Origin of the sequence: Mesonia oceanica, from assembly GCF_902499555.1 — a bacterium.
Lineage (GTDB): Bacteria > Bacteroidota > Bacteroidia > Flavobacteriales > Flavobacteriaceae > Mesonia > Mesonia oceanica.
The window spans coordinates 26,582-50,201 of record NZ_CABVMM010000002.1 but is presented as its reverse complement, the minus strand read 5'-3'; the positions used below and the strand labels follow the sequence as shown (position 1 = coordinate 50,201).

The following is a 23,620-nucleotide window of genomic DNA, read 5'->3' as shown; positions in this document are numbered from 1 at the left end:
ATTTATGGAGTTTTTAAAACCTCCCGATATTGAAACCAGGACACCCAACCAATTGATGTTACACCTATTGGAGTTTTATCAGCAGATTCCTTTTAGAGAAGATCATCAAGTGAAAGGGAATTGGGATGAATTGTTTAAAGATCAGTTGCTTTTCTTTCAGATAGAACTTTTTGAAAAAAAACTGGATGTTTTTCAACGAAAACGAGAAATTCTCTTGAATAATTGGGAAGTAACTCCGTTCGCCAAGTATCAAAATTTTCTTTCAGAATTAATTGAACTAGTAGAAAGATGGTTATCTCTTTCGCTAGCCTACGGAATTGAATGGATTTGGAAAGAAATAAGGGATAGTCTAAAAGATATCCATTCAGATCGTTTACAGCTATTTCATAACATTAACGAGGAACAAAATTCGTTACTGAAAACTTTTTTGCGAGAAGACGAAAAAGCCTTTAGTGTTGAAAATAATATAGCTTATAAAAAACAAGAATTTGAAGATTACAGCTACCGTATATTAAACTGCTTGCTTCACCTACAGCGAAATGTAAAAAGAAAAGATTGGGCCCAGTGGATTTCTACCCAAGAACATCCGCCGCATATAGGATTGCTCTATGGTTTTTCCCAAGCCTTTGAATTGGTTAAAAAAAAGTTGAATCAACTTCCACAACGGCATCTTGATTTTTATTACCAAACGGTTTTACAGCAGCAAAAGAAAAAAGCCACTCCTGATTTCACCTATATTTTTATTCAGTTAAAAGAAGGTGTTTATCAGTATGAGTTACCTAATCATACCCTATTTAAAGCCGGAACAAACCCTGATGAAACTCCTATTGAATTCAGCAATTATCAACCGGTAACTTTATCGGGAGCCAAAATCACCCATTTAAGTACCCTATTGGTTCATGCTTCACCCCAAAACCATCCGTTGGAAACAGCCAAAGGAATTAGCGGAATTTATTATAAAAACATTCCGTTAAAAGAAAGAAATCATTTCGACAACCCAAAACCTTGGAAACTTTTTGGGAAACCCAGCGAAAACAGCCTGACTACTATGGGTTGGGCCATCGCCTCTCCCCTTTTCTATACTACCAGCGGAGAAAGAAGCTACCAACTCAATTTTCAGTTTACCGAAGAAAGTAGTCAGAAAGCAAGGCTACTCCTAAAAAAAATGGCAGATAAAAGTTCTTATTCGTTAGAACAACTCTATCATTATTTCTTTTATGAAAATTTTGAAGTGAGGATCACCGCCCTTTCCGGTTGGAAATCTGTTTCGTATGCGTTTAAAGTTCATGATTTTTTAAACGAAGAATCCAACAGCATTCAATTAATATTTCATTTATCGGCAAAAGAAGAAGCTTGGATTTCTTTCAACAAAAAAATTCATCCCTCTGCGTATGAAGAAAAATATCCACTTATAGAAATTGTTCCTAAAAACAACACTTCTTACTATCCTTATTCTTTTTTAAAACAATTGGTTTGGAAAAAATGTGATATAGAAATTGAAGTAAGAAATAGTACTTCCATTCAACTTTATAACAAGCATGGATTAATTGACCAAAGTGCACCGTTTCCGCTTTTAGGGGTAAACCCTACTGCGAATGACGAATTTTATATAGGAAATACAGAATGGTCACACAAAAACCTTCAGAACTTAACGATAGCCATAGAATGGGACCAACTTCCATACCCTAATTTTGAAAACTATTATCAAGAATATGAAACTGGATGTTTTAAAGATGAAGACTTCCAGATTGTCACACCGGAGGAGAAACCTCCTCAAACTCATCAATTGTTTAACTTAACTAAAGAAGGAAAATTAAACACCTCTACTTCTTGGAAAAATATCCTGATCAATAAAAAGATGCCGGGTATTCCTCCCGCGTCATTATTAAATTTAAATGAAAATAGAGACGCATTTATTCCATTTAAACTGGTTTCTCCAAAGTATGGTTTTGGGCAAGGAATCTATAGAAACGAAATGATTAATTTCTCTAAAAAACAAATTCAATTCTCCAAAAAGAAACGTCCTATCGTTCCGCCAAATCCACCATTTGTCCCTTATGCAAAAAGGTTGATCGTTAATTATAAAAGCAGTAATAGTATAAATTTAGGAACGATTAGTAAAAAAGAAAATACAGTACCATTTTCTATTTACCATTTACATCCATTGGGAATTGCTCCTGCCTTTAAAAACAATCACATAAGCAGCAATCGGTTAATTCCCAATTTAAAAAAACGAGGCTATTTGTATATGGGTGTTCAGCAATTAATCCCTGGACAAAGCCTATCGCTGTACTTTAAACTAAAAAAGAGTTTTGCCAATACCGATTATGCAAAAAACACATTTCTTATTGAATACCTTGATGGAGATAGCTGGAAAGTGCTTGATCAAGGAAAAATACTAAAATCTAGCATTAGTGAAGGAACTTCTTCGGGAACGCTAAGTTTTAAAACCCCAAGTTCGTTATCAAGCCATCATCCTTTTTTTAGTACTGAAAATTACTGGTTTCGGTTTTCTGTTGATCAAAAATTCATATCATACATCGGCGATTGTGAATGTATTGTTACCAATCCGGTGACCGTGAGCCGTCATCAAATTGAAAACTATAATTCCTATCAACATATTCCTGCACAACGCATCAATAGTACGAAAGAAACCATCAAAGAAATTGATAAAATTAGGCAACCTATGCCTTCTATTGGAGGGAAAAATGCTGAAAAAAAACAAGAATTTTATAAGCGGGTTTCCCAGCGTTTGCAACATAAAAACCGAATGGTTAAAACAAATGACTATAAAAACTTACTCTATGAAAATTTTGAAGATATCAAATGGGTAAAAGTAGTTACTCCTGCTAGTTCTAAAAAAGTGAAAGCCGGAGAAGTACATCTGGTCATGATGCCAAGGTTTAAAAGCCTTCATGAAATGTCTGAATTATCATTTAATGGCACCCGAATAAACCAAATTAAAAATTTTATACAAGCTAAAACATTTCCGGGGATAGGGATCAAGGTATTTTCACCATTGCCTGAAATCGTAAAAGTGTATGCCAACTTAGTAATTAATGCCCATCACTCTATTCCTTCTTTAGAAGAAATTAATCAAGTGATCAATGAAGAAATTGCTCCGTGGTTAGCTAATCATGATTTTAAAAACAGTGACAAAGCACCGGATAACTCATTTAACATCCTAAAACTTACTTCAAGATTAAAAAAATTAGCATTTGTAAAAGAAGTAAAAAATTGTGGCGCTATTAAACTCTCCTATACGCAAGGGAACTATAATTACACAGATACTGCAGAAGGAGAGGAAATTTTAGAACCTACTTCTTATAAAAATATTTTTATTCCTGCAGAAGATCATAAAATAAGTTTTTATAAAGAAGAGTGTTCAAATGAAATCTTAGGAAACGCTATTGGAGGTATGGTTGTCGGTTCTGATTTAATTATTAAAAAACAGGATATTCAAAAGCAAGAAAATAAAACCAACACAGAGAAAAAAGAAAATTACCATTTGGTAAAAGTAAACCCTAAAAAAAATAATTATGGAAACTACTAATACTAATCAACACCTATATAACCGCGAAAGTCTTATTGAAAAATTTAAAAACGGTTCGCGTCCTCAAGAAAATGATTTTAAAGCTCTTATCGAATCTACCATTAACAAATTGGATGACGGCTTATCCAATAATTTCACCGATGGTTTGCAGCTTGCGCCTTCGCAAAAAAACAGTAATAAACTCATTAGTTTTTATGAAGACTTGAACCAACAAGAATCCGATTGGAATCTGGGTTTGGAGAATATAGAAAATGAAAAATCACTACAAATTAAATCAGGTGATAATTCAGATGCACTTTGTACTTTTCATTCTTCACAGCGAGTAGGAATTTCCAATCCCAAACCAAAATATAATTTAGATGTAGCCGGAGCAATAGGTATGCATAGCCGAGTGGGAACTTTTGCTCAAGGTAAATTATTGGCAGATGGAAAATGGCATCCTATACTTGAAAATTTAAAAGATATACAAGCTTTTGAAATTGTAGCGCACGCGTATGCAGAAAAAGGAGAAGGTAAATATGCGTTATTACACGCTTTTCTAATGAATGCTTATGCCGGAAAAAGAGGAAAAATTAAGAAAACGCATAATCATTTTGGATGGAAATGGTGGCATCGCTTACAATTAAGATGGAAAGGAACTCCGTTTAATTATAGCCTAGAAATTAGAACTGCCAGTGATTACGGCAAAAATGCTTTTATGGAATACAATATTTGCAAGTTATTATAATTGATAATACATGCTCTTTTTCAAAAATTCTTCATCAATATTAATCACATTGTTCATTAAAGCGTAAACAACCAATCCTGCTGTATTTTTTGCTCCGGTTTTATCTAAAATATGCTGCCGGTGACCTTCAATGGTACGTACCGATCTAAAAATTTTCTCAGAAATTTCGTGATTGGTCAAGCCGTGACAAATCCAATACAATACTTCTTTTTCTTTCTTGGTAAGGTATTCTTTAATTTCAAAAAAAGGCCTTTGCTGCTGTTGTGATTGACTTCTTATTGCTTCCGCAAAGTCATTGGTTAAATAAATTCCTTTTTGGTAAACAGTTTCTAAAGCTAAGGTCAATTCTTCCGGTTGTGTAAGTTTGGGTAAAAAAGCATTAACACCTAACTTCACCATATATTTAACAAAACTAGGACTATAATAAGACGTTAAGATAATAATTTTGATGTCTGGAGATAATTTATTCAGCTGCTTCGTAGTTTCTATACCATCCATCGGCTTCATCCGTAGATCAAGAAGACATATATCAGGTTGAACCGGACTTGTTTTTATTTTCTCGATAAGTTTATCACCACAACAAGTACTATAGACTACTTCAAAATTTTCATAATCTTCTAGAATACGAACCAATCCGTTTCTAAATAATATCTCGTCATCAGCTAATGCAAGGCGTATCATTTTAAATGATAAATTAATTGGTTGGCTTATCAAATATAACATTTTTAATCGTTAAAAAACGCATATTATCGATAAAAATATTTATGCTCTAAAATTTTAACAAACCAAACACTTAACAGTGTATAATATAAATTTCACCAACACTACTCCACTCTTATTCTTCACCAACTACTTTCTTTTTATACCATAGTTTAAATTGAAAAAGCTTCGATATTTTATAAGTTTTTATCTTAACTCCAAATTTCACCTATTCGAAATCAAGTTAAATTAAGTATTTATACTCTTTTATTGTAGCTCTATCTTTAGCAAATTCATCGTATGGTAAAACGATATTTGTTATTTCTAGGTATAGCTCTACTATTTAGTCTTAGTCTCACTAATACTAATGTTTATGCCTATGAAATAAATGAAAAAGTAGAGAAAAAAGATACGATTAAAAAGCCTCAAACCAATTTAATTAAGTATGCTAATTTTTTTATTCATTTATTTAAAAAGAAAAAAATAATTAGGCCTAGAGTCCTTAAAAAGCGTCTGCCCCACTTAATTGCTACTCGATTTCAGAATCTCAAAAAATTTAAAAATTCCTCTTCTTTTCTAGAGAAAGATTGGGACTCTATACAAGATATTAAAAAACTAAAGTACCACTCTGTAAACGACACCACGCATAAACGGGTATTTGGTTTTCACCCCTATTGGATGGGAAGTGCTTATAAAAATTATGATTTTGAATTACTTACCGATATTGCGTATTTCTCTTTTGAACTCGATCCAAAATCAGGGACATTAAAAAAAACAGAAAGTTGGAAAAAAACATCCTTAATTGATTCTGCAAGAGCATATCACTGCAACCTATATTTTACAATATCAAATTTTACCAATAGTAACAATACTACTTTTCTAGAAAACAAAAAAGCGCAGCAAAAAACAGAAGAAGAGGTTTTAAAAATCTTAAAAAAACATGAATTACAAGGTGTGGTTTTAGATTTTGAAGACGTTCCCAAAGCACAAAAAAGTAATCTTGAAGCTTTTATCAAGCAACTATCCCAAAGCCTTGAAAAAGAGAAAAAAACCGTCTGCATCACCTTGCCCGCTATTAATAATGGAGTTTATGATGTTAGCTTGCTAGAAAAATATGTCGCTTATTTTTTACTGATGGGTTATGACTACTTTGGTTCTTGGAGTAATACAGCAGGACCTATCGCTCCTATGAATAGTGAAAACATTTGGGGAAGTTATAGTGTAGAAAAATCGGTAAACGATTACCTAAAAAAAGGACTCTCCAGAAATCAATTAATTTTAACGGTTCCCTATTATGGGGGACTATGGCAAACCGAAGACTCATCACTTCCTGCAAAAGCAAAGAAATTTGACTCCCACTTAACTTACCGACAGCTCAAAGAGAAATTACCCCACGTATTTTCTTATGATAAATTGAGTAAATCTGCCTATTACAGCTACTTAAAAGATGGGAGTCACCAACAAGTATGGTTTGAAGATTCTACAAGCCTTGCTCACAAATACGATTTTATTAATCGTGAAAACCTAGCTGGAGTAGGGATCTGGGCGTTGGGTTACGACAATGGTTATAACGAACTTTGGTCGGTACTCGACAAAAAGTTTGGAAGCAAAGATGGAACCATTCCTGGCGATTTAAAAATTCCTAAAAAAGAACTTACTGTTCCTGTAGATTTAGCCATTAAAAAAAATCCATTTACAGGAAATTATCTTCTTATTAAAAGCATACTCTTGGCAATAGTATTTGCTTTTCTGTTGGCCTTTTTAATTTCCTTACGAAGAAAACGGGTAAGAAACTTTTTGCTTCAGCACGCATACGCCAGCTTGTTAGTTTTACTTAGTGTGACTATTGCACTTTGCTGGTTGGGATTTCATTTTAAATACACCAATTATTTAATTATTGGGCTTATAGGTTTAGTGATTGGTTTTGCATTTCAAATGCTGTACAAAAACACCACATTTATAAAATTTTTCAATCATAAAATGCCGTGATGAAAACCCTACAAAAAGTATTGGCTAAATTTTTTTTAACCGCAATGATCATTTTAGGATTGGCAATTTTGCTGAGTCTGATCACGCATCAATGGTTGTCTGAAGAATTTAAAAATTTACCGGATCTACTAAAAGAAACCCATATTTCAGTTGATGAATATTGGGGTTTAATTTTTCTTTTTTACCTCTTGTTTTTTATCGTAGTAAAATTATTGGATTCGATAATTGCTATTTTACTAACCAACTATAAATCTTGACATTATGAGTTTTGAAGTTTGTATGGGTGCACAACTCAGTTGTTCATTTGGAACCGCACCGGCCCAACTTATGGTTTTGCCCCTCAATCGGGTTTTAACTTCCCATATGCCTGCTGCCAATATCATGGATCATATTCCATTAGTCAATATTTTACCTTTTGCCATGTGTACTTCCATAGCCAATCCAACAGTGGCAGCGGCTACTACAGCAGCTTTTGGTGTACTTACCCCCATGCCATGCATTCCTGTAGTTCCTGCGCCATGGACACCGGGAAATCCTACGTTGATGATTGGAAATCAACCTTGTATAAGTAATTCTTCTACCTGTATGTGTGCTTGGGGTGGAATGATTTCTGTAATGAATGCCGGACAAACCACCGTAAATGTTTAAATCTTAAACTTTGAAGATTGATCAAATAGAAAATAAAGATTCTAATTATTACAAGTTTCGAAAAGAGGCTTTATCCTGGATAGAGAAAATTAGCGGTGACGAATGGACCGATTATAATTCTCACGATCCGGGAATTACCCTATTGGAAGCTTTCTGTTATATCCTTACGGAAATTGAATACAAAACCAAATTTTCGATGGAAGATATTCTTTATTCTTCCAGCATTCCTACTTCAGAAATTCTTACAGCAAACGCTTTGTATCCCGCTGAACTTATTTTCCCTACCTCTCCCGTAACCTCCGAAGATTTTAGAATGAAAATCCTCGATGAACTAAAAGGCGTTAGAAATGTATGGATAATTAACAACAGCAAAAACAACAAACTGAAAAGTGAAATTATCATCGAGCTTAGCCACAACGCTCAAAAAGAACAGGAGCAAGAACGGGTAACCAATTTTGTAAAAAGACATAAAATCTTAGGGTTGGAAATAGATGTAGATAATATCACTTTTCTAAAGATTGAAAAATATAAATTACACGGCCAATTATATATTGAACCCCAAGCTTCACCAGAAAAAACCTTTGCCCAACTGCTTTACCTGTTTAACGAGAAATTGGTCAATGTAGAACCTACCTCCTATTCTTTATCTAATTTAATGAACAAAGGTGAGCCTTTGGAAGAAATTTTTGAAGGGCCATTCATGGAACAAGGCTTTATTCTTGATAAAGATTTACAAGCTTACCACGAAGTTTTAGATTTAAATGAAATCAAACATCACCTTATTGAAAGTAAATGGGTAGAAAATTTTACTCATTTTGGAATCAGCCGGGAAAATGAACAAAAAATAGTAGATCCGCACTTTAAAATTAAAAATGAACTTCCTTTTTTGGCTCCAAATATGCTTCATCCGGTAAAAGTATATCAAGAAGCTAAGTTAATTGAATTGAATAAGGAGGAAGTGTTTTATCAATACGGAAAAATCACTCAAAATTTAAAACGTCAATATCATTTAAATAACGATAGTGAGACTTTTTCCTTCTCAGAGCATGTAAAGAAGCGGAATATTTCCAAATTTCATCGACTTCTGGAAGATCTCCCCACACTTTATAAAATTACCGATAAAAACGAATTGCACAGCAATTATTCTACTGCTAAAGATCTAGATAATACGCAGCTAAAAAACTTTATTCTACCCTTGGAGCAATTCATGGCCAATGTGATGAAAAGCATTGAAGAATTTGGAAAATATTACCAAGTAAAAAGTCCTTCTGTATATTACAATCAACAGCCGCTAAAAAATTCAGAAATTAAATTAAGCTATGCAACGGTTCATAAAATTGATTTTTTAAAAAAACGAAATCAAGTGCTGGATCATTTACTTAGCCGGTTCAACATTCAGCTGGATTATAAAATTCATGACTTATTTTACGGGAAATTGCGACGCTCGTTACAGCAACAACTCAACTGCAAAGAACTGTTTCTTCAATACCTCCCGGAATTAACTTCTGCAACGGCTTACACTTCTCATCAATTTAAAGAACAAATCAGTTTTCTGGAGCTGGAAATTTTATTGCGTTTATGGATTGATAAACTTCCGCAAAAACCATTCTACAAAAGCCTCGATAAGTTCGAGATTTCCATTTATCAACTCAATGAAGACGCACAGGTTATCGGGCAAAATTACTTACGTGATTATTACGACCAAGCCCCCTATTGGGAAGAATACTGGTTTTATGTAAAGGATGAAAAACCCTTAGAAAATATCTTAAAATCGGGCATCGATAAAACTAATTATACCATTGAAAAAAATACCGGACATCATGAATATTCGGTTTGCTTGCAAACAGGAGAAACCAATTATAAAAACATTATTTACCGAACGCATCGCAAACAGAAAGCTTATGGAGCTATTAAATTAGCGGTTAGAAAATTTTACCAAATCAATCAACGAAGTGAAGGTTTTTATTTATTAGACCATTCTAGAATTGCCAATAAACGCTTATATAGCTTACATACCGTTAGCTTTATTTTTCCGGCCTGGAGCATAAGGTTTCAGTCGGTTGCCTTTCAAAAAAAGACAGAAAAACTTATTTGTGATTGTCTTCCTGCTCATTTAAAAATAAATTTTGTGTGGTTGGATTATGAAGCCATGAAGTTTTTTGAAATGGAATCTTTGATTTATGAAAAATCGGCTTCCGAAGAAATCAACTTTTCAGAAGAAATCGTACAATTCCTTTCTACTAGAATCGATGAGCAACGCTAAAGATCCATATATCCAAGCTTTTCAATTTGATTTATTTCATTTGAGTGAAAAATCACATCATCATACGGAAGACCGGTGCGTTAAAATTTTTGATCAGAGTTTACGAAGAACCACCCAAAACCTTTTTACAAAATATGCTGAAAACGAGGAAATTTTCCTTGAAAAATTGGAACTGGATTTAGGTGAACTTTACCAAGAAGATTTAGAACAACAATTGCCATTAGCTTTTGAAAAAGCCTTGGAAGAACAGCTAAACCAATACTTTAAAAACGTCTATCCCACTTTAAAAAAACAGAAAGATAAAACGCTCGTTAAATCAATTTCATCATCCGTATTTTATTATTTAAACTATGGATTTTTCCCTTGGTATTATCAAGAAAAAGAAAGCTTTTTAACACTCTGGGGAAGAAAGCTTCCATATCAAAATTTTATTACAGAAGCTTTCCAACATCCTTGGAAAACCAACGAAATTAACCGTTTAAGCTTACACTTAATTGAGCCCTACTGGCAAAAAACCTTACAAGCTTTTGTTCCTCAACAAGTTGAATTTATAAGTACCTACCAACAAGAAGTTATAAAAGTTCAAGAAGAAATAAGTTTAAAAAGCTTATCCAAATATCGACTTAGCTTTCTGGTGAAAAAGTTTATTCTCACGTATATTTTTATGACGCGGGGTTCTTTTTTCTCCAAAAAGCAATTCCTTGAAAATCAGTTACAACAAATCGCGAATCATTACCATATTGAATACAAGACTTTAGTTGAATTATTTATTAACCATATTAAAAATATTCCACAGCAATCCTTTCTTCAACAAGAATTATACATGCTTTTATGTAGCATGCGAGAAGATATTTTAACGCCTGTTTTTGCGGAAAAAAGTCAGCAAAAAAACCTTCAACTTCATGAAATTGAATGCTATTTAGAAGCTCCTTCTAGTAATAGGAAAATTGAAAATCAACATTTAAAAAATAGCCTTTTTTCTTACCGGTTACGTCAAAAAATTAAGTTACAATGGTTATCGCCCCTTCAAGAAAAAAAACTTTATCAATTATTGCAGGTAAACATTGGCGAAACCACTACCCTACAAATAAAAAAATACCATCAACTTTTATACAAACAGCGGGAATTGATTGAAGAAAAACCACCGGAAACTAATTTTAAAAAAGCCGTTTGGGAGTTTACGCTAGATTATTTTAGCTATTCATTTTCTTCTTATTTTCAGCTTAAATCCTTTATAATTTACCACACCAAAGCCATAAGTAATCAATATAACCTGAGTTATACCCAATTTTTAACTACACTAATTTACTGTGCCGAAAGCTTTTTTTCTTCAGCAAGCTCCCAGTTAGAATTGTTATATGTAATTAAGCAACTCTCACAAACTTCATTATTTATAAAAAAACCAGCGAATAAAGAGAAGTACTCAACAATCTTGGAAAAGATCGTGAATATAACCCGTGAAAAAGGAAAAATTACGGCGGAAGAAATCCTGAAACAGATTCAACTTTTAAGCAAAAATCAATCAAGCATCGAAGTGATTTACCTATTGATAGAAGAATTGAATACGTCTAAAAAAGTGGAACCTTCAACTGCAAAATTAATGCTAAAGGAATTAAATGTCCTTTTACAGAAATTGACCTTACAAAGCTTTCCTGAGCTATCATTTACTGACCAATTAGTGATTCTTTCTTCTGCTACTTCAACAGAATTAAAACAACTAAAAAACCATCAACTAAGCTTTTATACTTTTAAAAAAATCCTTCATCATGAATCATTTTTAAGTATAGAAACGATTAAAAATGTTCAAAAGGTATTTCAGCAGAAAGAAATTAAAACTCAGTTTTTCGAAAAATGGATGTTTACCTTAACTACGGTAGAACAAGAGAATTTTATGAAGATTTTCACGCCTCATCATCGCTTTTTAATTGAAGTTTGGCAACTTTTGAGTACTGAATTTCCTCTACCTCAATACAAAAAACTTTATGAGTATTTTTTTAGTGAATTCATCCTAATCGGTTTTAGGGAAACTCCTTCTTCTTTTTGGAAAAACCAACTTCCGAAAATAGCTAGTCAATTGGGTTTATCTTCAGTTGAATTACGGGAGCGGCTATTGCAAAAAAGTTTCTACCATAGCTCCTATCCTCAACGATTTTATCAACATTTCTTGTTTTTGTCGAGACTTACCGATACTTCACCAACCTCTTTCCCTACGTTGGCAGCGCTTAAAATTTTAAAGAAATTTTTCCCGAAAGGAAAGTTTTTAACTGAAGGTAAGAAGGATTGGAAAACGCTCGTGATTTCATTAAAAAAGTTAACCGAATTACCGTATCAAGAATTATGGGAAAAGCGATTGTTTATTGACTTTTCCAAAACAGATTTCAGAAAAACCATACCGCATTTACCTAAAGAATTCTTGTACTTGCTCCAGGTTTTACAACAGCGTTACCAACTGGAACAAACGTGGAAAAAATTCAATAAAATTTATAGGTTAAATTCTTTTGAATTGTTCCTGCTAACGATGGTTACTAAAGAAGAACTAGAAAAAATCAAGTTTCAATTCACTTCTATTTCATCACAGGAATTGAAGCCATGGACTCAAGTATTGCTGATGCAAAAAGATTATTTTGAAGTATGGCTAAATCGTCCTACTTCTACTAAAAAACAGCTTTTTGACACTGCTTTTATTGAAAATGCTACTGTTTTAAAGGAATTTTATATAGGATTAGAGAAAATATATGCAGCATTACCTGCCAATGAACGTCCGCATCGTTTTCAACTCTTTGAAGCTCACTTTTGGAAAGTGCTTTTTTATGCTATACAAAAGAAAGAACCCCAAGCTTGGACTATAATTATAAATTGGTTGGCTTCTTTAAAACTACAACATCCTGCTGATTTCATTTTGAAAATAGAAAAAGTTGGCTTTCAATTTTGTCGGCAACAAGAATGGAAAAACTGGAAGGAAATTCAACAAAAAAATACGGATAAAGCTTTAGAGATTTCTGCTGAAGAAGAAGTAAAAGAAGAACTTCCGGAAGGAAGATGGGAAATGACCAACACAGGCTTGGTGATTCTTCATCCGTTTTTAAAACAGCTTTTTACAGGATTGGGGTATGTTTTACCGACGGGAAAATTTAAATCTACCACCGAAAAGCAAAGAGCAGTATTGCTTTTGCATTTTCTTGCCACCGGAAAAACAATAAGTGAGGAAGAAGAAATAGACGAAGGAGAATTTACTTTCCCAAAAATTTTATGTGGTTTTCCCGTAACAGAAGTGATTGTTCCTTCTGCCTTAACTGAAAAAGAAATGGCCATAGCTACCGATCTTTTAAAAGCTTGTTTGATGCATTGGGAAAAACTGAAAAACAGTAGTATTCGTTCGTTACGCTATACGTTTCTCCAGCGTAAAGGTTTTGTTGAAAAGGTCGAAAACGCTTACCAATTAACGGTAGAAAAAAGCGGCACCGATATTTTACTGGATTCGCTTCCTTGGTCATTTTCCATGATAAAGCTCCCTTGGCTAAAGGAAACGATTTTTAGTTCGTGGCGGTGATTATTAAACTCTTTTTGTTGTACAATAGAAATAAGAGTTAAGAAAAATGTATTGAGAAAATTAATTTTTCTGTAACTCACTTCTCGATAAAATTTATTAATTTTTTAGTTTTTTACCTTTAATTCCGGTTGCGCAACCAAAAAAATACTCTATATATTCAATTTGAAATTTCCTTTCGTTAAAAATTTTAAATACATTTTTTGAATTTCCATATGCTTCTGTATAAATGCCTAACATTTTATATGTATTTGGATTACCAAGAAATAATTTTCCTAAAACTGGAATAATATTTTTTAGATAAAACATATACATACTTCTTAATGATTTATTTTCTGGAACGGAAACATCAATGAGTGAGAACTCTCCATTAGGTTTAAGAATACGTTCAATTTCAATTGATAATTTTCGTAGTTGTTCATTATTAAAAGTTTTTAATCCAAAACCTGAAATAACTAAATCTACTGTTTCATCAGAAATCGAATTATCAAATACATTTTCTTTCAGAATTTCAATTTTTGAATTTTTAAACTTTAATTTATTTAATTCAGCTCGGTTTATCATTTCAGTTGAAAAATCTAATCCAATTAATTTAGAATTATCTCCTGAATTTTTTAAAATAAATTTCCAACATTCTACCATTCCTGTCATCAAGTCAACAATTATAGAGCCTTCTTTAATTTTAATTTCTTCCACACATTTACGTCTCCATCTTTCACTAAATCCGAATGATGTTATATAATTTACTCTTGAATAAGAACTACTCATTTTATCAAATAGTTTCTCTACAAATTTTGGATCGTATATTTCTTTCATTTACATAAAACTAGAATTATTTGATATGATTGATTAACCGGCCCATTGTCGATTAACCGAAAAAGGCTGTGTAGCCATTACCTGTTTTTAGTTTTAAACAAAGCTTTCAATTCTTTTTGGTGAAGGATTAATTGTATAGCTAATAACATAACTGGTTGCCAAAGTAGGTAAGGATTTAAAAAACTATTTTTGTCTGCAATTTTGATATATTCTGTATTTCCATCTTTAAATATGACAAAAGAATATATAGCTAAAAATAAAACTGAAATTGTTTTCACCATAAATGAAAATTTTGTTTTAGGAAATGTAAATAAGAAATTATAAGCAAAAAATAATAATATTGGTGATACAAAAAATCCAGCAATTACAAAAGCCAATACTGTTCCTAAATTACTTAATTGATTTAAAAACATTCCTAGTAATAATAGTATTAGGTATCCGGTGAAATATACTATAAATGAAAACAGTACATTTAAAAATAAGTTGAGAAACCTGTTTTTTTTATAAGAAATCACATAAGTAATGCCTAGAAAAACACCAAGTGGTATTGGATACGTATAAAAATTGAATTTTATAAAAAATAAAATCAATGCACAAATTACGGGAAGTAAAATTATTTTAATTATAGTAATCATGTTCATATTAATTACACCCCAAATCTTGGATAGTTATTGTATTTTCACTTTCCAGTAAATGTTTAAGGTCGTTTTTATCAACCTTTACAACTTCAGGATTTTTTGTTACTGCCTGACCTCCACTATTTTCGTAATTTTCATCACCTTCAATCCAATCTTTAATTTCTTCCTGCATATTTTCCCAAGTAGCTTCGGCAATATTATAATAAGTATTTTCATCACAATCTGAACTAGTAAATGGATTTAATTTAATAAAATCAGCAACTTTGGCAACATCTACTGCTTTAGTATATAATTCAAAATTGTTATTCTCATTTATAAATATACCCCATTTTCGATTACCTGAAAATGGTTGAGTAGCCATTACCTGTTTTTAGTTTTAAACAAAGCTTTCAATTCTTTTTGGTGAAGGATTAATTGTAGAGCCAATGCCATAATCACTTGCCAAAGAAGAAAAGGGTTTAGAAGTTTAGTGTCGAAAAAATTGTTATCGGAAATATAATCCATTATATAAAATGTATAGAATGATATAATAAACATTAAAGTTAAAGTGATTGTCATCACATAGATGTTGAATTTTGTTTTAAATAATTCAAATATGTATGAATAACTGTAATACAATAGTATAGGAGATATGATAAATGCAGAAATTATTATTGCACTTATATTCCCTAAATCACCAAAACCACCCAATAATTTTCCTAGAAAAAAACTTCCAAAATAACCAACAAAAAAAGAAAGATATGAGAAGAACACGCAAAGTAACAAACTTTTTAAAAAGTTAAATTTGAATTTATTTATATTAATTAAGCCAATAACTAAAGTAAAAATTAAAGGAAACATGAATAAGTTTTTACCTTGATAGTAGTATAAAATTAACCAGCAAATAATAGGAGGGAAAATAACTTTACTTAATAGAATAACATTGTTTTTTTTATCACAGTATTCATCTCTTTAATTACAGTTGCTTATTATTTGATTTATATTCTCATTACTAGTAAGTATTTCTATAATTTTCTCTTTATCAACCTGAACTGCCTTCGGTGCGTTTATAGTTGCTTGGCCATCTCCATCATTTTCTATCCAGTTTTTTATCTCTTGTTGCATGTTTTTCCAAGTAGCTTCAGCAATATTATAATAGGTGTCTTGTTGGCAAGGATCACTTCCAAATGCCAATGCTTTAACTAAAGCAGAAACTTTTCCAACATCTCTGGCTCTTGTAAAAAGTGCAAGATTACCGTTTTGGTAAATTAACCTGCCTCAGCCCTATTCTATTGTATATAAAAGTTTTAAAAATTATTAATTTTTAGACTTAAACAATGTTTTTAATTCTTTTTGATACAAAATCAACTGTAATGCTAGAACCATTATAAATTGCCATACAACAAATAAATAATCATCTTTATGAAAAAATCGGATTATTCCATATATGACTAAAACAATTATAGAACTCCATTTAATATATTTAAAATAATTAGTTTTTTCAGCATTAAAAATAATTCTATAGCAATAAAACATGAGTAAAGGAGGTACGACCAAAACCATAATCAAAAAAATAAATTTCTCTATAATACCATAACCTGTTTTTTCTAAATCAATGTTTTGAAATATAAATCCAATCCCTAAATATATCCCAAAGGATATAAAGAAAACTAAGTAAGATGATATGATAGAAATTAAAAAGCTTAATAAATAATTGTATTTAGTTTTTCCATAATTAAAAAATACAATAATGATGCTAAATATCAATATTAATTGATACTTCACATATTGTTTCAATCCCAGTATCAATAACACACAAAGAATTGCAGGCAGAATGATTCTACTTACTAAAAATATGCTTTTTAACAATGATGATTTCATAACTAATTGCAATTGCTTAATATTTGATCAATAGATTCATTGGTAGTAAGTATTTCTTCAACAGTTTCTCGTTTGACAAGAATAGCCTTTGGTTCATTAACACTTGCCTGCCCTCCACCTTCATTTTCAATCCATTCTTTAATTTCATTTTGCATATTCGTCCAAGTTGCTCCTGCAATATTATAATAGGTGTCTTGTTGGCAAGGATCACTTCCAAATGACAATGCATTGACTAAAGCAGAAACTTTTGCAACATCTCTGGCTCTTGTAAAAAGTACAAGATTACCGTTTTGGTAGATTAACCTGCCTCACCGCTATTCTATTGTCTATAAAAGTTTTAAACATTATTAATTTTTAGACTTAAACAATGTTTTTAATTCTTTTTGATACAAAATCAACTGTAAAGCTAAAGCCACAATAAATTGCCAGATAATAAACATTTTAGTATTGTTTCCTAATAGAGCTTTTGTTAATACAAGAATAACCAAAATAACAATTGAACTAAATGCTATTAAATAAAAGAAACTGCTTCTTCTTGTTTTAAATAGAAATGAATAAAGATAAAGCGTTAATAAAGGAGCTATTATAGCAATCGATACTATATTGTTTGAATTAAAAAAGATATTATCTAATTGTGTAATGTTTAATCTAAAAAACAATATTATTTTTTTAAAAAAATAATATATTCCAGAACCTATAGCCATAGATGAAAAAAAAACTAAAAAACATAGATTTAATGACAGCACAAGACTTATAATAATATTATATTTTATTTTATTTAGATTTAGAATAATTAATATAATACCAAATAGAGATATTATAAAATATATAGAATTGTATTTGAAATATTCAATACTTCCAAATAAAAACACAACTGATGCGCATAAAATAGCAGGTAAAATAATTCTAGCGAATAATAATATGTTATTTTTCAGTGAATTCATAATTAATTGCAATTACTCAATATTTGCTGAATAGATTCGTTATTGGTCAATACTTCTTTAATGGTTTCTTTTTTTACATTTACAGTAGTTGGTGTATTAACATTTGCTTGCCCGCCATTACTGTTTATCCAATTAGCAATTTCTTGTTGTAAATTTTGCCAAGTGGCTTCAGCGATATCATAGTAAGTTTCTTGTTGGCATTCTGTATTTGCCCCAATATTTAATAATATACTTATATTAGCAACATCTACAGCTCTGGTGAAAAATTCAAAATTACCACTTTGATTGATTAACCAACCCCATTGTCGATTACCTGAAAAAGGTTGAGTACCATTACTTGGTGTTGAAATGGTAGAAATTGTCCAGTAGTTATTAGTAAAATCAGAAACCATAATTGCTCCATCATCAGTAGCAATTGAAGGTAAAAAGCCCGAAGCTTCAGCTTCAATTAGCAAAATAGAAGCTATTGGATTACTTGAAACAAAATCATCTCCATCTTGGGATATTAACGGAATAAATTCCCAATTAATATCTCCTGTGTCTTCTAAATCTATATTCCCATCAAAATTAGAATCACAACTAAACTGAAAGTCCTCTTTTTCTCCACTAGCCAAATCGGTAAATTTTTCCCGAAAGGCTTGATAAATTTCGTCTTCACTATCGGGGTTTCCATCGTTATTAAAATCTGGATAATTGGTGATTTCAACACCATAATAATCTATATTGGCCAAGGGTACATTACCCTCTGAAATAGGTTGATTGAAATAACCTGGTGTAATTTGGTTTAATGTATTCAGTCGATCCAGACAAGCTTGGGGTATGGTATGATTGTATAGGTCTAGATAATTGGAAGTATCCATTCCGTTTTGTTCTGCACAGTCTTGTATTAATGCCCAAGGATTTTGTTCTAAAATATCGTTCAGTTCATTAAACCTATCAAAACGGGCCTCCGGAATTTCTTCTGTTATTTCTAGAAATTCCTGTATTTTTTCCATGACTGCTAAGGGTATTTGCCCATTTTCTCTATTTTCTTCCAAAAATTCAATTATAGTCAATGTATTTTCATTTTTAAGGCTAGTATTATCTTCTGTAAGATATATAAGTAGTTCTAAAAGTATATCGTTTAATTCTGGCGTTATAAATGGCGAAAGTACCATATCAAAAAGATTATCTATTATCGCTAAGATATTACTTCTTTGATTATTATCTATAAGCCAATCTTTTACTGTTTCGTCGGCATTTATAAGCGTAACAATTGTGGCTATTTTCATTTCGGTAAATTCATCTATTACCTTAACCTCTGGAACTTGGGTAAAAGGTACAACAACCATCCCACTCGGGTAACTTTCCCCACTTGGCATATGTATGGGATTATTCTCGGGCGATGGTGCTCCACCACCGCCACCGCCACCGCCGCCACCGCCAACGACTCCGACGCTACCATCTTCCGTGTACAATTTAGCACAGGGGATGGAACTTCCTCCACTACCACATAATGGTTGGTGGCCACTTTCGCAGCCCGGTTCTCCACAACAACATTGAGAGATTTCATCGCAGGTATGACTTCCAGAACAATTGCATGGAACCTCGTTAGAAGTAGCCATAGGAAGGCAAGGATTACTTAAAATATAACCGAATACAGGCTCCCATCCTATAGGCTCGTCTGTATCTATATCGTAACGTACAATAAAACCATTGGCATTAGCTTGATTATCTTCAATTACTACTAAATTTTCATAATATGATTTTCTCCCATTATAAAATTCTTTCTCTAATGGAACTATTCCTGTACTGTAGGAGGTACCTGACTCATTTTCTAAAACATAAGTATTGCCATATAATAAGTGCGTAAAGTTATCTTTCTGCGCATTTTTGTTGACATACTTTTGAAAATCTATTACTTCTGTTGCTTTTTTTGATGTTTTATTAGAAAAATTTTTATTAATTCTATCGCTAGAACTTTTATTTAAAGATTCTTCTTCATCTTTTTCACAACTTATCAAAAGTATAAGTGAAATAAATATAAAGTAAATTTGAAGTGTATTCTTCATAATAGAAATTAATTTGTAAGTTGTTGATTTACATAAAACTAAAACAAACAATTAACTCCTAAAAACATATAATGTTAAAATTTCTGTTTTGTATATAATTAAATGTAATTAGAAAAGTTTTTTAATTGTAATCGTCAATTTTTGATGAATAATAATATGAAGTAAGTATTATATCTATAAGAAACTTTAAAACTCCTCTACTCTTTTAAAATATCCAGAATTGAGTTGGTTTAATAGACTTTTTTTCGCGGAAGAATTGTTATTTAATCTTTTATTTATAAAGAGATATTTAGTTAGCTTAAAATAATCAAAAGGCATGACTTTTATAAGTTATTTACTTTTAGTGCTTCTTAATTTTTTAAATTCAACACCGTCATTTCGTGTGAAAATTGGCAACGGTTTTTGTAGCGGGAATAGGACTTGGAGTTAAAATTCAGTTCTCGATACAATTTTGCGTCGTTTCACTGCACAAAATTACTCGAACAGACGAATTTTAATTTCTCGATATACCTACGGATAACTATATATGATTTCTTTTACCTACTATTCCTCATCATAATTATCTGCAGTTTGCAATAATTGTTCTTCAAATTTATAAATATCGTCTATCGTTTCAATAGGTTCTTTGGTTTCTTTTCGATCCCTGTCAAAAAGACTGATGTATTTTTTACTGCCGTTTAGGTGTAATCGGCAAAGTGGTTTTCTATTGTTATCGTCTAGTAAAATACCAAAATAAGATTGGGTATCACGATGTACAATCCTTTCTTTAGGCAATTTTCTTCGAAGAATCGCCACGACTATTTGATAGGCCTCTAATTCTTCTTCGGTAGTTTCTATTTTACTTTTAGGCTCCTCTTCTATTTGTTCTTCTATTTTCTGCTTTTCTTCTTCTTTGGTTAACGCAGAATTTAAACGATCATTCACTTTTTCACTAATGATTTGAGAGAATGCTTTTTCTACCAAATCAGTGAATTCTTCCATTACGTTAGATGTCAATCGGCCCCCATAGGTTCTTCCTGCAAATAACCTTACAAATTCTGAAGAAGGTGAATGCAATTCTTGATCGATAATGCTTTTAATTTCACGGGTATATTTTAGATTGCTGGCATTATCTACAATTTTACAAACATCAAATTTAGATTTATGGAATTTCTCAATTTCCTTTACCGTAGTTTCTTTAAGGTTGGTGATATCAAACTCTAAAAATGGTTTTTCATCCATTTTATTGGTCTCTTCCAAATCAGTATAAAACCGATAGGTGATGCCATTGGTGAGTAAAGCAAATCTAGTTTTGGTGACATGAAAATAACGGAAAAGCTGAGAGTTATGTACGTTTAAATCTTGTTTCCAATGTTTGCATTCTACAATTAAGATAGGCTCTCCATTCTGAAAAACGGCATAATCTACCTTCTCCCCTTTTTTAAGTCCTAAATCGGCCGTGAATTCCGGAATAACTTCTGTTGGATTAAATGCATCGTAACCTAAAATATTGATAAAAGGTAAGGTAAATGCATGTTTAGTAGATTCTTCGGTTTGTATTTGCTCTTTTAGTTGTTCTACTTTATCGGCAAGCCCTTTAAGTTGGTTGAATAGTTCCATAACTTTATAGTTATTTATAATCGTTTATGAGTTCAACCCAAACTTACCCCATTTACATCAACTAAAATTACGGAAACCCGTATGCAAGGTTTTTTCAACCATATCAAAATATATTTTCTTCTTTTTTTAATTCGCGTTGGATAGCAAAATTTACCGAAGCTTCACTCAATTGTTCTGTGGTATCTTCAGTTAATAAGCGAGCGGTTTGCAGGATGTTAATGAGTGTTCCGCCGGTGAGCTGATGTTCTTCAGCCATTTTTTCTAAATAAGCTTCTGAAAGCCCCAAGTCTTTATGAAAAATAGTTTTCCATAACTTCATACGCTGTTGTACTTCCGGTGTTTTAAAATGCACTACCGACTGAAATCTACGAATAAAGGCTTCATCTAAGTTATGTTGCAGGTTGGTGGCCAAAATAATAAGTTCAGGATAGTTTTCTATACGTTGTAAGAGGTAAGCAATTTCTTGATTGGCATGCCGATCGTTCGCATTTTGTTGCTGACTCCTACTCCCAAAAATAGCATCGGCTTCATCAAAAAATAAAATCCATTGATTATGCTCTGCCCTCGCAAAAATCTTTTCAAGGTTTTTAATGGTTTCTCCAATGTATTTAGAAATAATCATCGACAGATCTACCCGATATACCGGAACGTTTAGTTTTTTTCCCAATAAGGAAGCAGCCAAGGTTTTTCCGGTTCCTGAAGGGCCAAAAAATAAGCTACGATAGCCTTTTTTAAGCCATTTAGCATAGTATTGCTTTTCCTGGAAAAGCCCTTTGTAGGTGTGCCATTTTAAAATTTCTTCTAAATGACGTTGCACTTTTGGTGAAACTACTAAATCTTCCCAGTTTAAGTTGGTGGTGATTTCCTGCGCTGGAAAATCGGCATTAAATTCAGCTTTGTATTTGCTTCCCGTGAGTAATAAATATTCTATTTCTAAAGTTAAAGCTACAGGAGTATTTAACCGGTTTTGAAAATTGGTATGGGCATAATCTAAAATATGCTCTTGGTAAAAAAAGTGATCCTGCTCAAAAAAAGTATAGATTTTTAAAGGTAAAGCCTCCGGAATATCATTCAATAAAAATGCGACGGTACGGTACGTGGGGATAAATTTGTCTTCTTTAATGATACCGCCAAATTCCGGATAAGCTTTTTGAGTAACTGAATTTTCAATAAGAAACGGGTTGAAAATTTCAGGCTTTAGATTTTTAGCCAAAGCAACAGCGAGGATCACCCGCTCTTCCATATCTAACTGATGATCTAATAAAAATTGCTCGTAAGCGGTATCTATTCCAATAATCGGAGGTTGAATCTCATCGATAGACTTATTGCTTTGTTCATGAAAAAAGCTTTCAAACCGAAATAGTATAAGTTGTTTGAGCCAGATAAATTCTTTTTCTAAAAAAAGATTGATCCCTTTTTCATGTAAATCTTCCATATTTTTTAATATACGGTAAGGTAAAATTTAACAACTTAAACAACTAGCGTATAAATACTTGGTTTTTAAATTGTATAGAAAAACGTAATTTCATTTAAAAAATTAGATTTTCTGCTATATATTTAAAGAAATTATAAACCAAAAACTATTTATTATGAACGGAAATTCAAATGAGATTAGCCTTGACACAGCCATTGATTGGGCTAAAAAATGGAGACAAGTAGAAGGAACTTACAATGCACATCATTCCTTAAAAGCTTTTTTTATTCCTAAAGAAGATATTCTTGCACTATTGGCAGAAGGTATTGATGGAATAAGGGCTTATGTAGGTGTAGATGAAAACGATAAGGAAAAACTAATGATGGTAGGTACCAAACATAATATAAATCCTGACTCTCCAGATAAGTATGAAGACATGTTACCCGATAGAACCGGTAGGTTAAACGGTATAATTTTAGATTTCACTTCCCCATGTCCTCACATGTGTGACCGTAACAGTACTTTATATAAACTAGATTAATTGCTTGATGGGCATAGATACTTTATTATCTTATATAAGTACAGGTGCTTTATTAATTAATGTTATACTTTACCTTATAGGCTTTAGAAATTCTTCTAACACCTATAAGGTTGTTTTTTTGTACCTCATTCTGTCATTTTTAATTCAAGGGATAGCATTAGTTTTTTCACAATTAAGCCTAAATAATCATTTTTTATCGACTTACTATTTACTTATTCGATTTTCTTTATTGAGTTTATTCTTCTTCTGTTTATTTCGAGAAATTGGCTTAAATAGATTAAAAAATACTGTGCTCGTTATTAGTAGTATTGCTTTGCTTACAGTTTTGTCT

At 31.8% G+C, this 23,620-nt stretch carries 19 protein-coding genes; 8 read left to right on the top strand and 11 right to left on the bottom strand.

Annotated features, from left to right (window positions below; all coding sequences use genetic code 11):
- The first annotated feature begins 4 nt into the window (after nucleotides 1-4).
- Both FVB9532_RS02190 and FVB9532_RS02185 read left to right on the top strand, forming a co-directional pair.
- Nucleotides 5-3,553 carry a baseplate J/gp47 family protein gene (locus FVB9532_RS02190; RefSeq protein WP_150543581.1) on the top strand — a complete coding sequence of 1,183 codons (3,549 nt, stop codon included), beginning with the start codon at nucleotides 5-7 and terminating at the stop codon, nucleotides 3,551-3,553.
- A complete protein-coding gene (locus tag FVB9532_RS02185) occupies nucleotides 3,540-4,280 on the top strand; it encodes a contractile injection system tail fiber-like adhesin (protein ID WP_150543580.1) in 741 nt (246 codons plus the stop codon). The genes FVB9532_RS02190 and FVB9532_RS02185 overlap by 14 nt, the downstream gene beginning before the upstream one ends.
- On the opposite strand, the gene FVB9532_RS02180 is transcribed toward FVB9532_RS02185, so the two are convergent.
- Complete coding sequence (locus tag FVB9532_RS02180) at nucleotides 4,275-4,961, bottom strand: response regulator transcription factor (RefSeq protein ID WP_194716463.1); 687 nt, start codon at nucleotides 4,959-4,961, stop codon at nucleotides 4,275-4,277. The genes FVB9532_RS02185 and FVB9532_RS02180 overlap by 6 nt on opposite strands.
- Nucleotides 4,962-5,279: 318 nt before the next feature.
- Here FVB9532_RS02180 and FVB9532_RS02175 point away from each other — a divergent pair, with 318 nt between their 5' ends.
- From FVB9532_RS02175 to FVB9532_RS02155, 5 genes are read left to right on the top strand one after another with little or no spacing between them, the layout of a single operon-like run.
- Nucleotides 5,280-6,968 (top strand): glycosyl hydrolase family 18 protein, encoded by a 1,689-nt coding sequence (locus FVB9532_RS02175; RefSeq protein WP_150543578.1) that lies wholly within the window; start codon nucleotides 5,280-5,282, stop codon nucleotides 6,966-6,968.
- Entirely contained in the window at nucleotides 6,968-7,225 is a 258-nt protein-coding gene (locus FVB9532_RS02170; protein WP_150543577.1) for a hypothetical protein, read from the top strand. Before FVB9532_RS02175 ends, FVB9532_RS02170 begins: the two co-directional genes overlap by 1 nt.
- Before the next feature lie 4 nt (nucleotides 7,226-7,229).
- A complete protein-coding gene (locus FVB9532_RS02165) occupies nucleotides 7,230-7,616 on the top strand; it encodes a DUF4280 domain-containing protein (RefSeq protein ID WP_150543576.1) in 387 nt (128 codons plus the stop codon).
- Nucleotides 7,617-7,626: 10 nt separating this feature from the next.
- The gene (locus tag FVB9532_RS02160) at nucleotides 7,627-9,879 is read left to right on the top strand and encodes a hypothetical protein (RefSeq protein WP_150543575.1); all 2,253 of its coding nucleotides are present in this window, start codon (nucleotides 7,627-7,629) and stop codon (nucleotides 9,877-9,879) included.
- A complete protein-coding gene (locus FVB9532_RS02155; RefSeq protein ID WP_194716462.1) occupies nucleotides 9,797-13,429 on the top strand; it encodes a contractile injection system tape measure protein in 3,633 nt (1,210 codons plus the stop codon). Before FVB9532_RS02160 ends, FVB9532_RS02155 begins: the two co-directional genes overlap by 83 nt.
- 96 nt (nucleotides 13,430-13,525) lie before the next feature.
- On the opposite strand, the gene FVB9532_RS02150 is transcribed toward FVB9532_RS02155, so the two are convergent.
- The 10 genes from FVB9532_RS02150 to FVB9532_RS02105 form a co-directional block, all read right to left on the bottom strand.
- The gene (locus FVB9532_RS02150) at nucleotides 13,526-14,242 is read right to left on the bottom strand and encodes a class I SAM-dependent methyltransferase (RefSeq protein WP_150543573.1); all 717 of its coding nucleotides are present in this window, start codon (nucleotides 14,240-14,242) and stop codon (nucleotides 13,526-13,528) included.
- A gap of 77 nt (nucleotides 14,243-14,319) precedes the next feature.
- Entirely contained in the window at nucleotides 14,320-14,877 is a 558-nt protein-coding gene (locus FVB9532_RS02145) for a hypothetical protein (protein ID WP_150543572.1), read from the bottom strand.
- Nucleotides 14,878-14,884: 7 nt separating this feature from the next.
- Nucleotides 14,885-15,241, bottom strand: a complete 357-nt coding sequence (locus FVB9532_RS02140; RefSeq protein ID WP_150543571.1) for a hypothetical protein — start codon at nucleotides 15,239-15,241, stop codon at nucleotides 14,885-14,887.
- A gap of 590 nt (nucleotides 15,242-15,831) precedes the next feature.
- Nucleotides 15,832-16,053: a hypothetical protein gene (locus FVB9532_RS02135; RefSeq protein ID WP_150543570.1), complete on the bottom strand. Its 222-nt coding sequence runs from the start codon at nucleotides 16,051-16,053 to the stop codon at nucleotides 15,832-15,834.
- A gap of 123 nt (nucleotides 16,054-16,176) precedes the next feature.
- A complete protein-coding gene (locus FVB9532_RS02130) occupies nucleotides 16,177-16,740 on the bottom strand; it encodes a hypothetical protein (RefSeq protein WP_150543569.1) in 564 nt (187 codons plus the stop codon).
- Nucleotides 16,741-16,742: 2 nt separating this feature from the next.
- A complete protein-coding gene (locus FVB9532_RS02125) occupies nucleotides 16,743-16,964 on the bottom strand; it encodes a hypothetical protein (RefSeq protein WP_150543568.1) in 222 nt (73 codons plus the stop codon).
- Nucleotides 16,965-17,087: 123 nt separating this feature from the next.
- Complete coding sequence (locus FVB9532_RS02120; RefSeq protein WP_150543567.1) at nucleotides 17,088-17,684, bottom strand: hypothetical protein; 597 nt, start codon at nucleotides 17,682-17,684, stop codon at nucleotides 17,088-17,090.
- Between the two features lie 2 nt (nucleotides 17,685-17,686).
- Nucleotides 17,687-19,735 carry a hypothetical protein gene (locus FVB9532_RS02115; RefSeq protein WP_150543566.1) on the bottom strand — a complete coding sequence of 683 codons (2,049 nt, stop codon included), beginning with the start codon at nucleotides 19,733-19,735 and terminating at the stop codon, nucleotides 17,687-17,689.
- 543 nt (nucleotides 19,736-20,278) lie between these two features.
- Entirely contained in the window at nucleotides 20,279-21,334 is a 1,056-nt protein-coding gene (locus FVB9532_RS02110) for a type I restriction endonuclease (RefSeq protein WP_150543565.1), read from the bottom strand.
- Nucleotides 21,335-21,437: 103 nt separating this feature from the next.
- Nucleotides 21,438-22,769, bottom strand: coding sequence for an ATP-binding protein (locus FVB9532_RS02105; RefSeq protein WP_150543564.1), 1,332 nt, complete (start codon nucleotides 22,767-22,769; stop codon nucleotides 21,438-21,440).
- Between the two features lie 154 nt (nucleotides 22,770-22,923).
- On the opposite strand from FVB9532_RS02105, the gene FVB9532_RS02100 reads away from it, so the two are divergent.
- The gene (locus tag FVB9532_RS02100; RefSeq protein ID WP_150543563.1) at nucleotides 22,924-23,289 is read left to right on the top strand and encodes a hypothetical protein; all 366 of its coding nucleotides are present in this window, start codon (nucleotides 22,924-22,926) and stop codon (nucleotides 23,287-23,289) included.
- Nucleotides 23,290-23,620 lie beyond the last annotated feature (331 nt).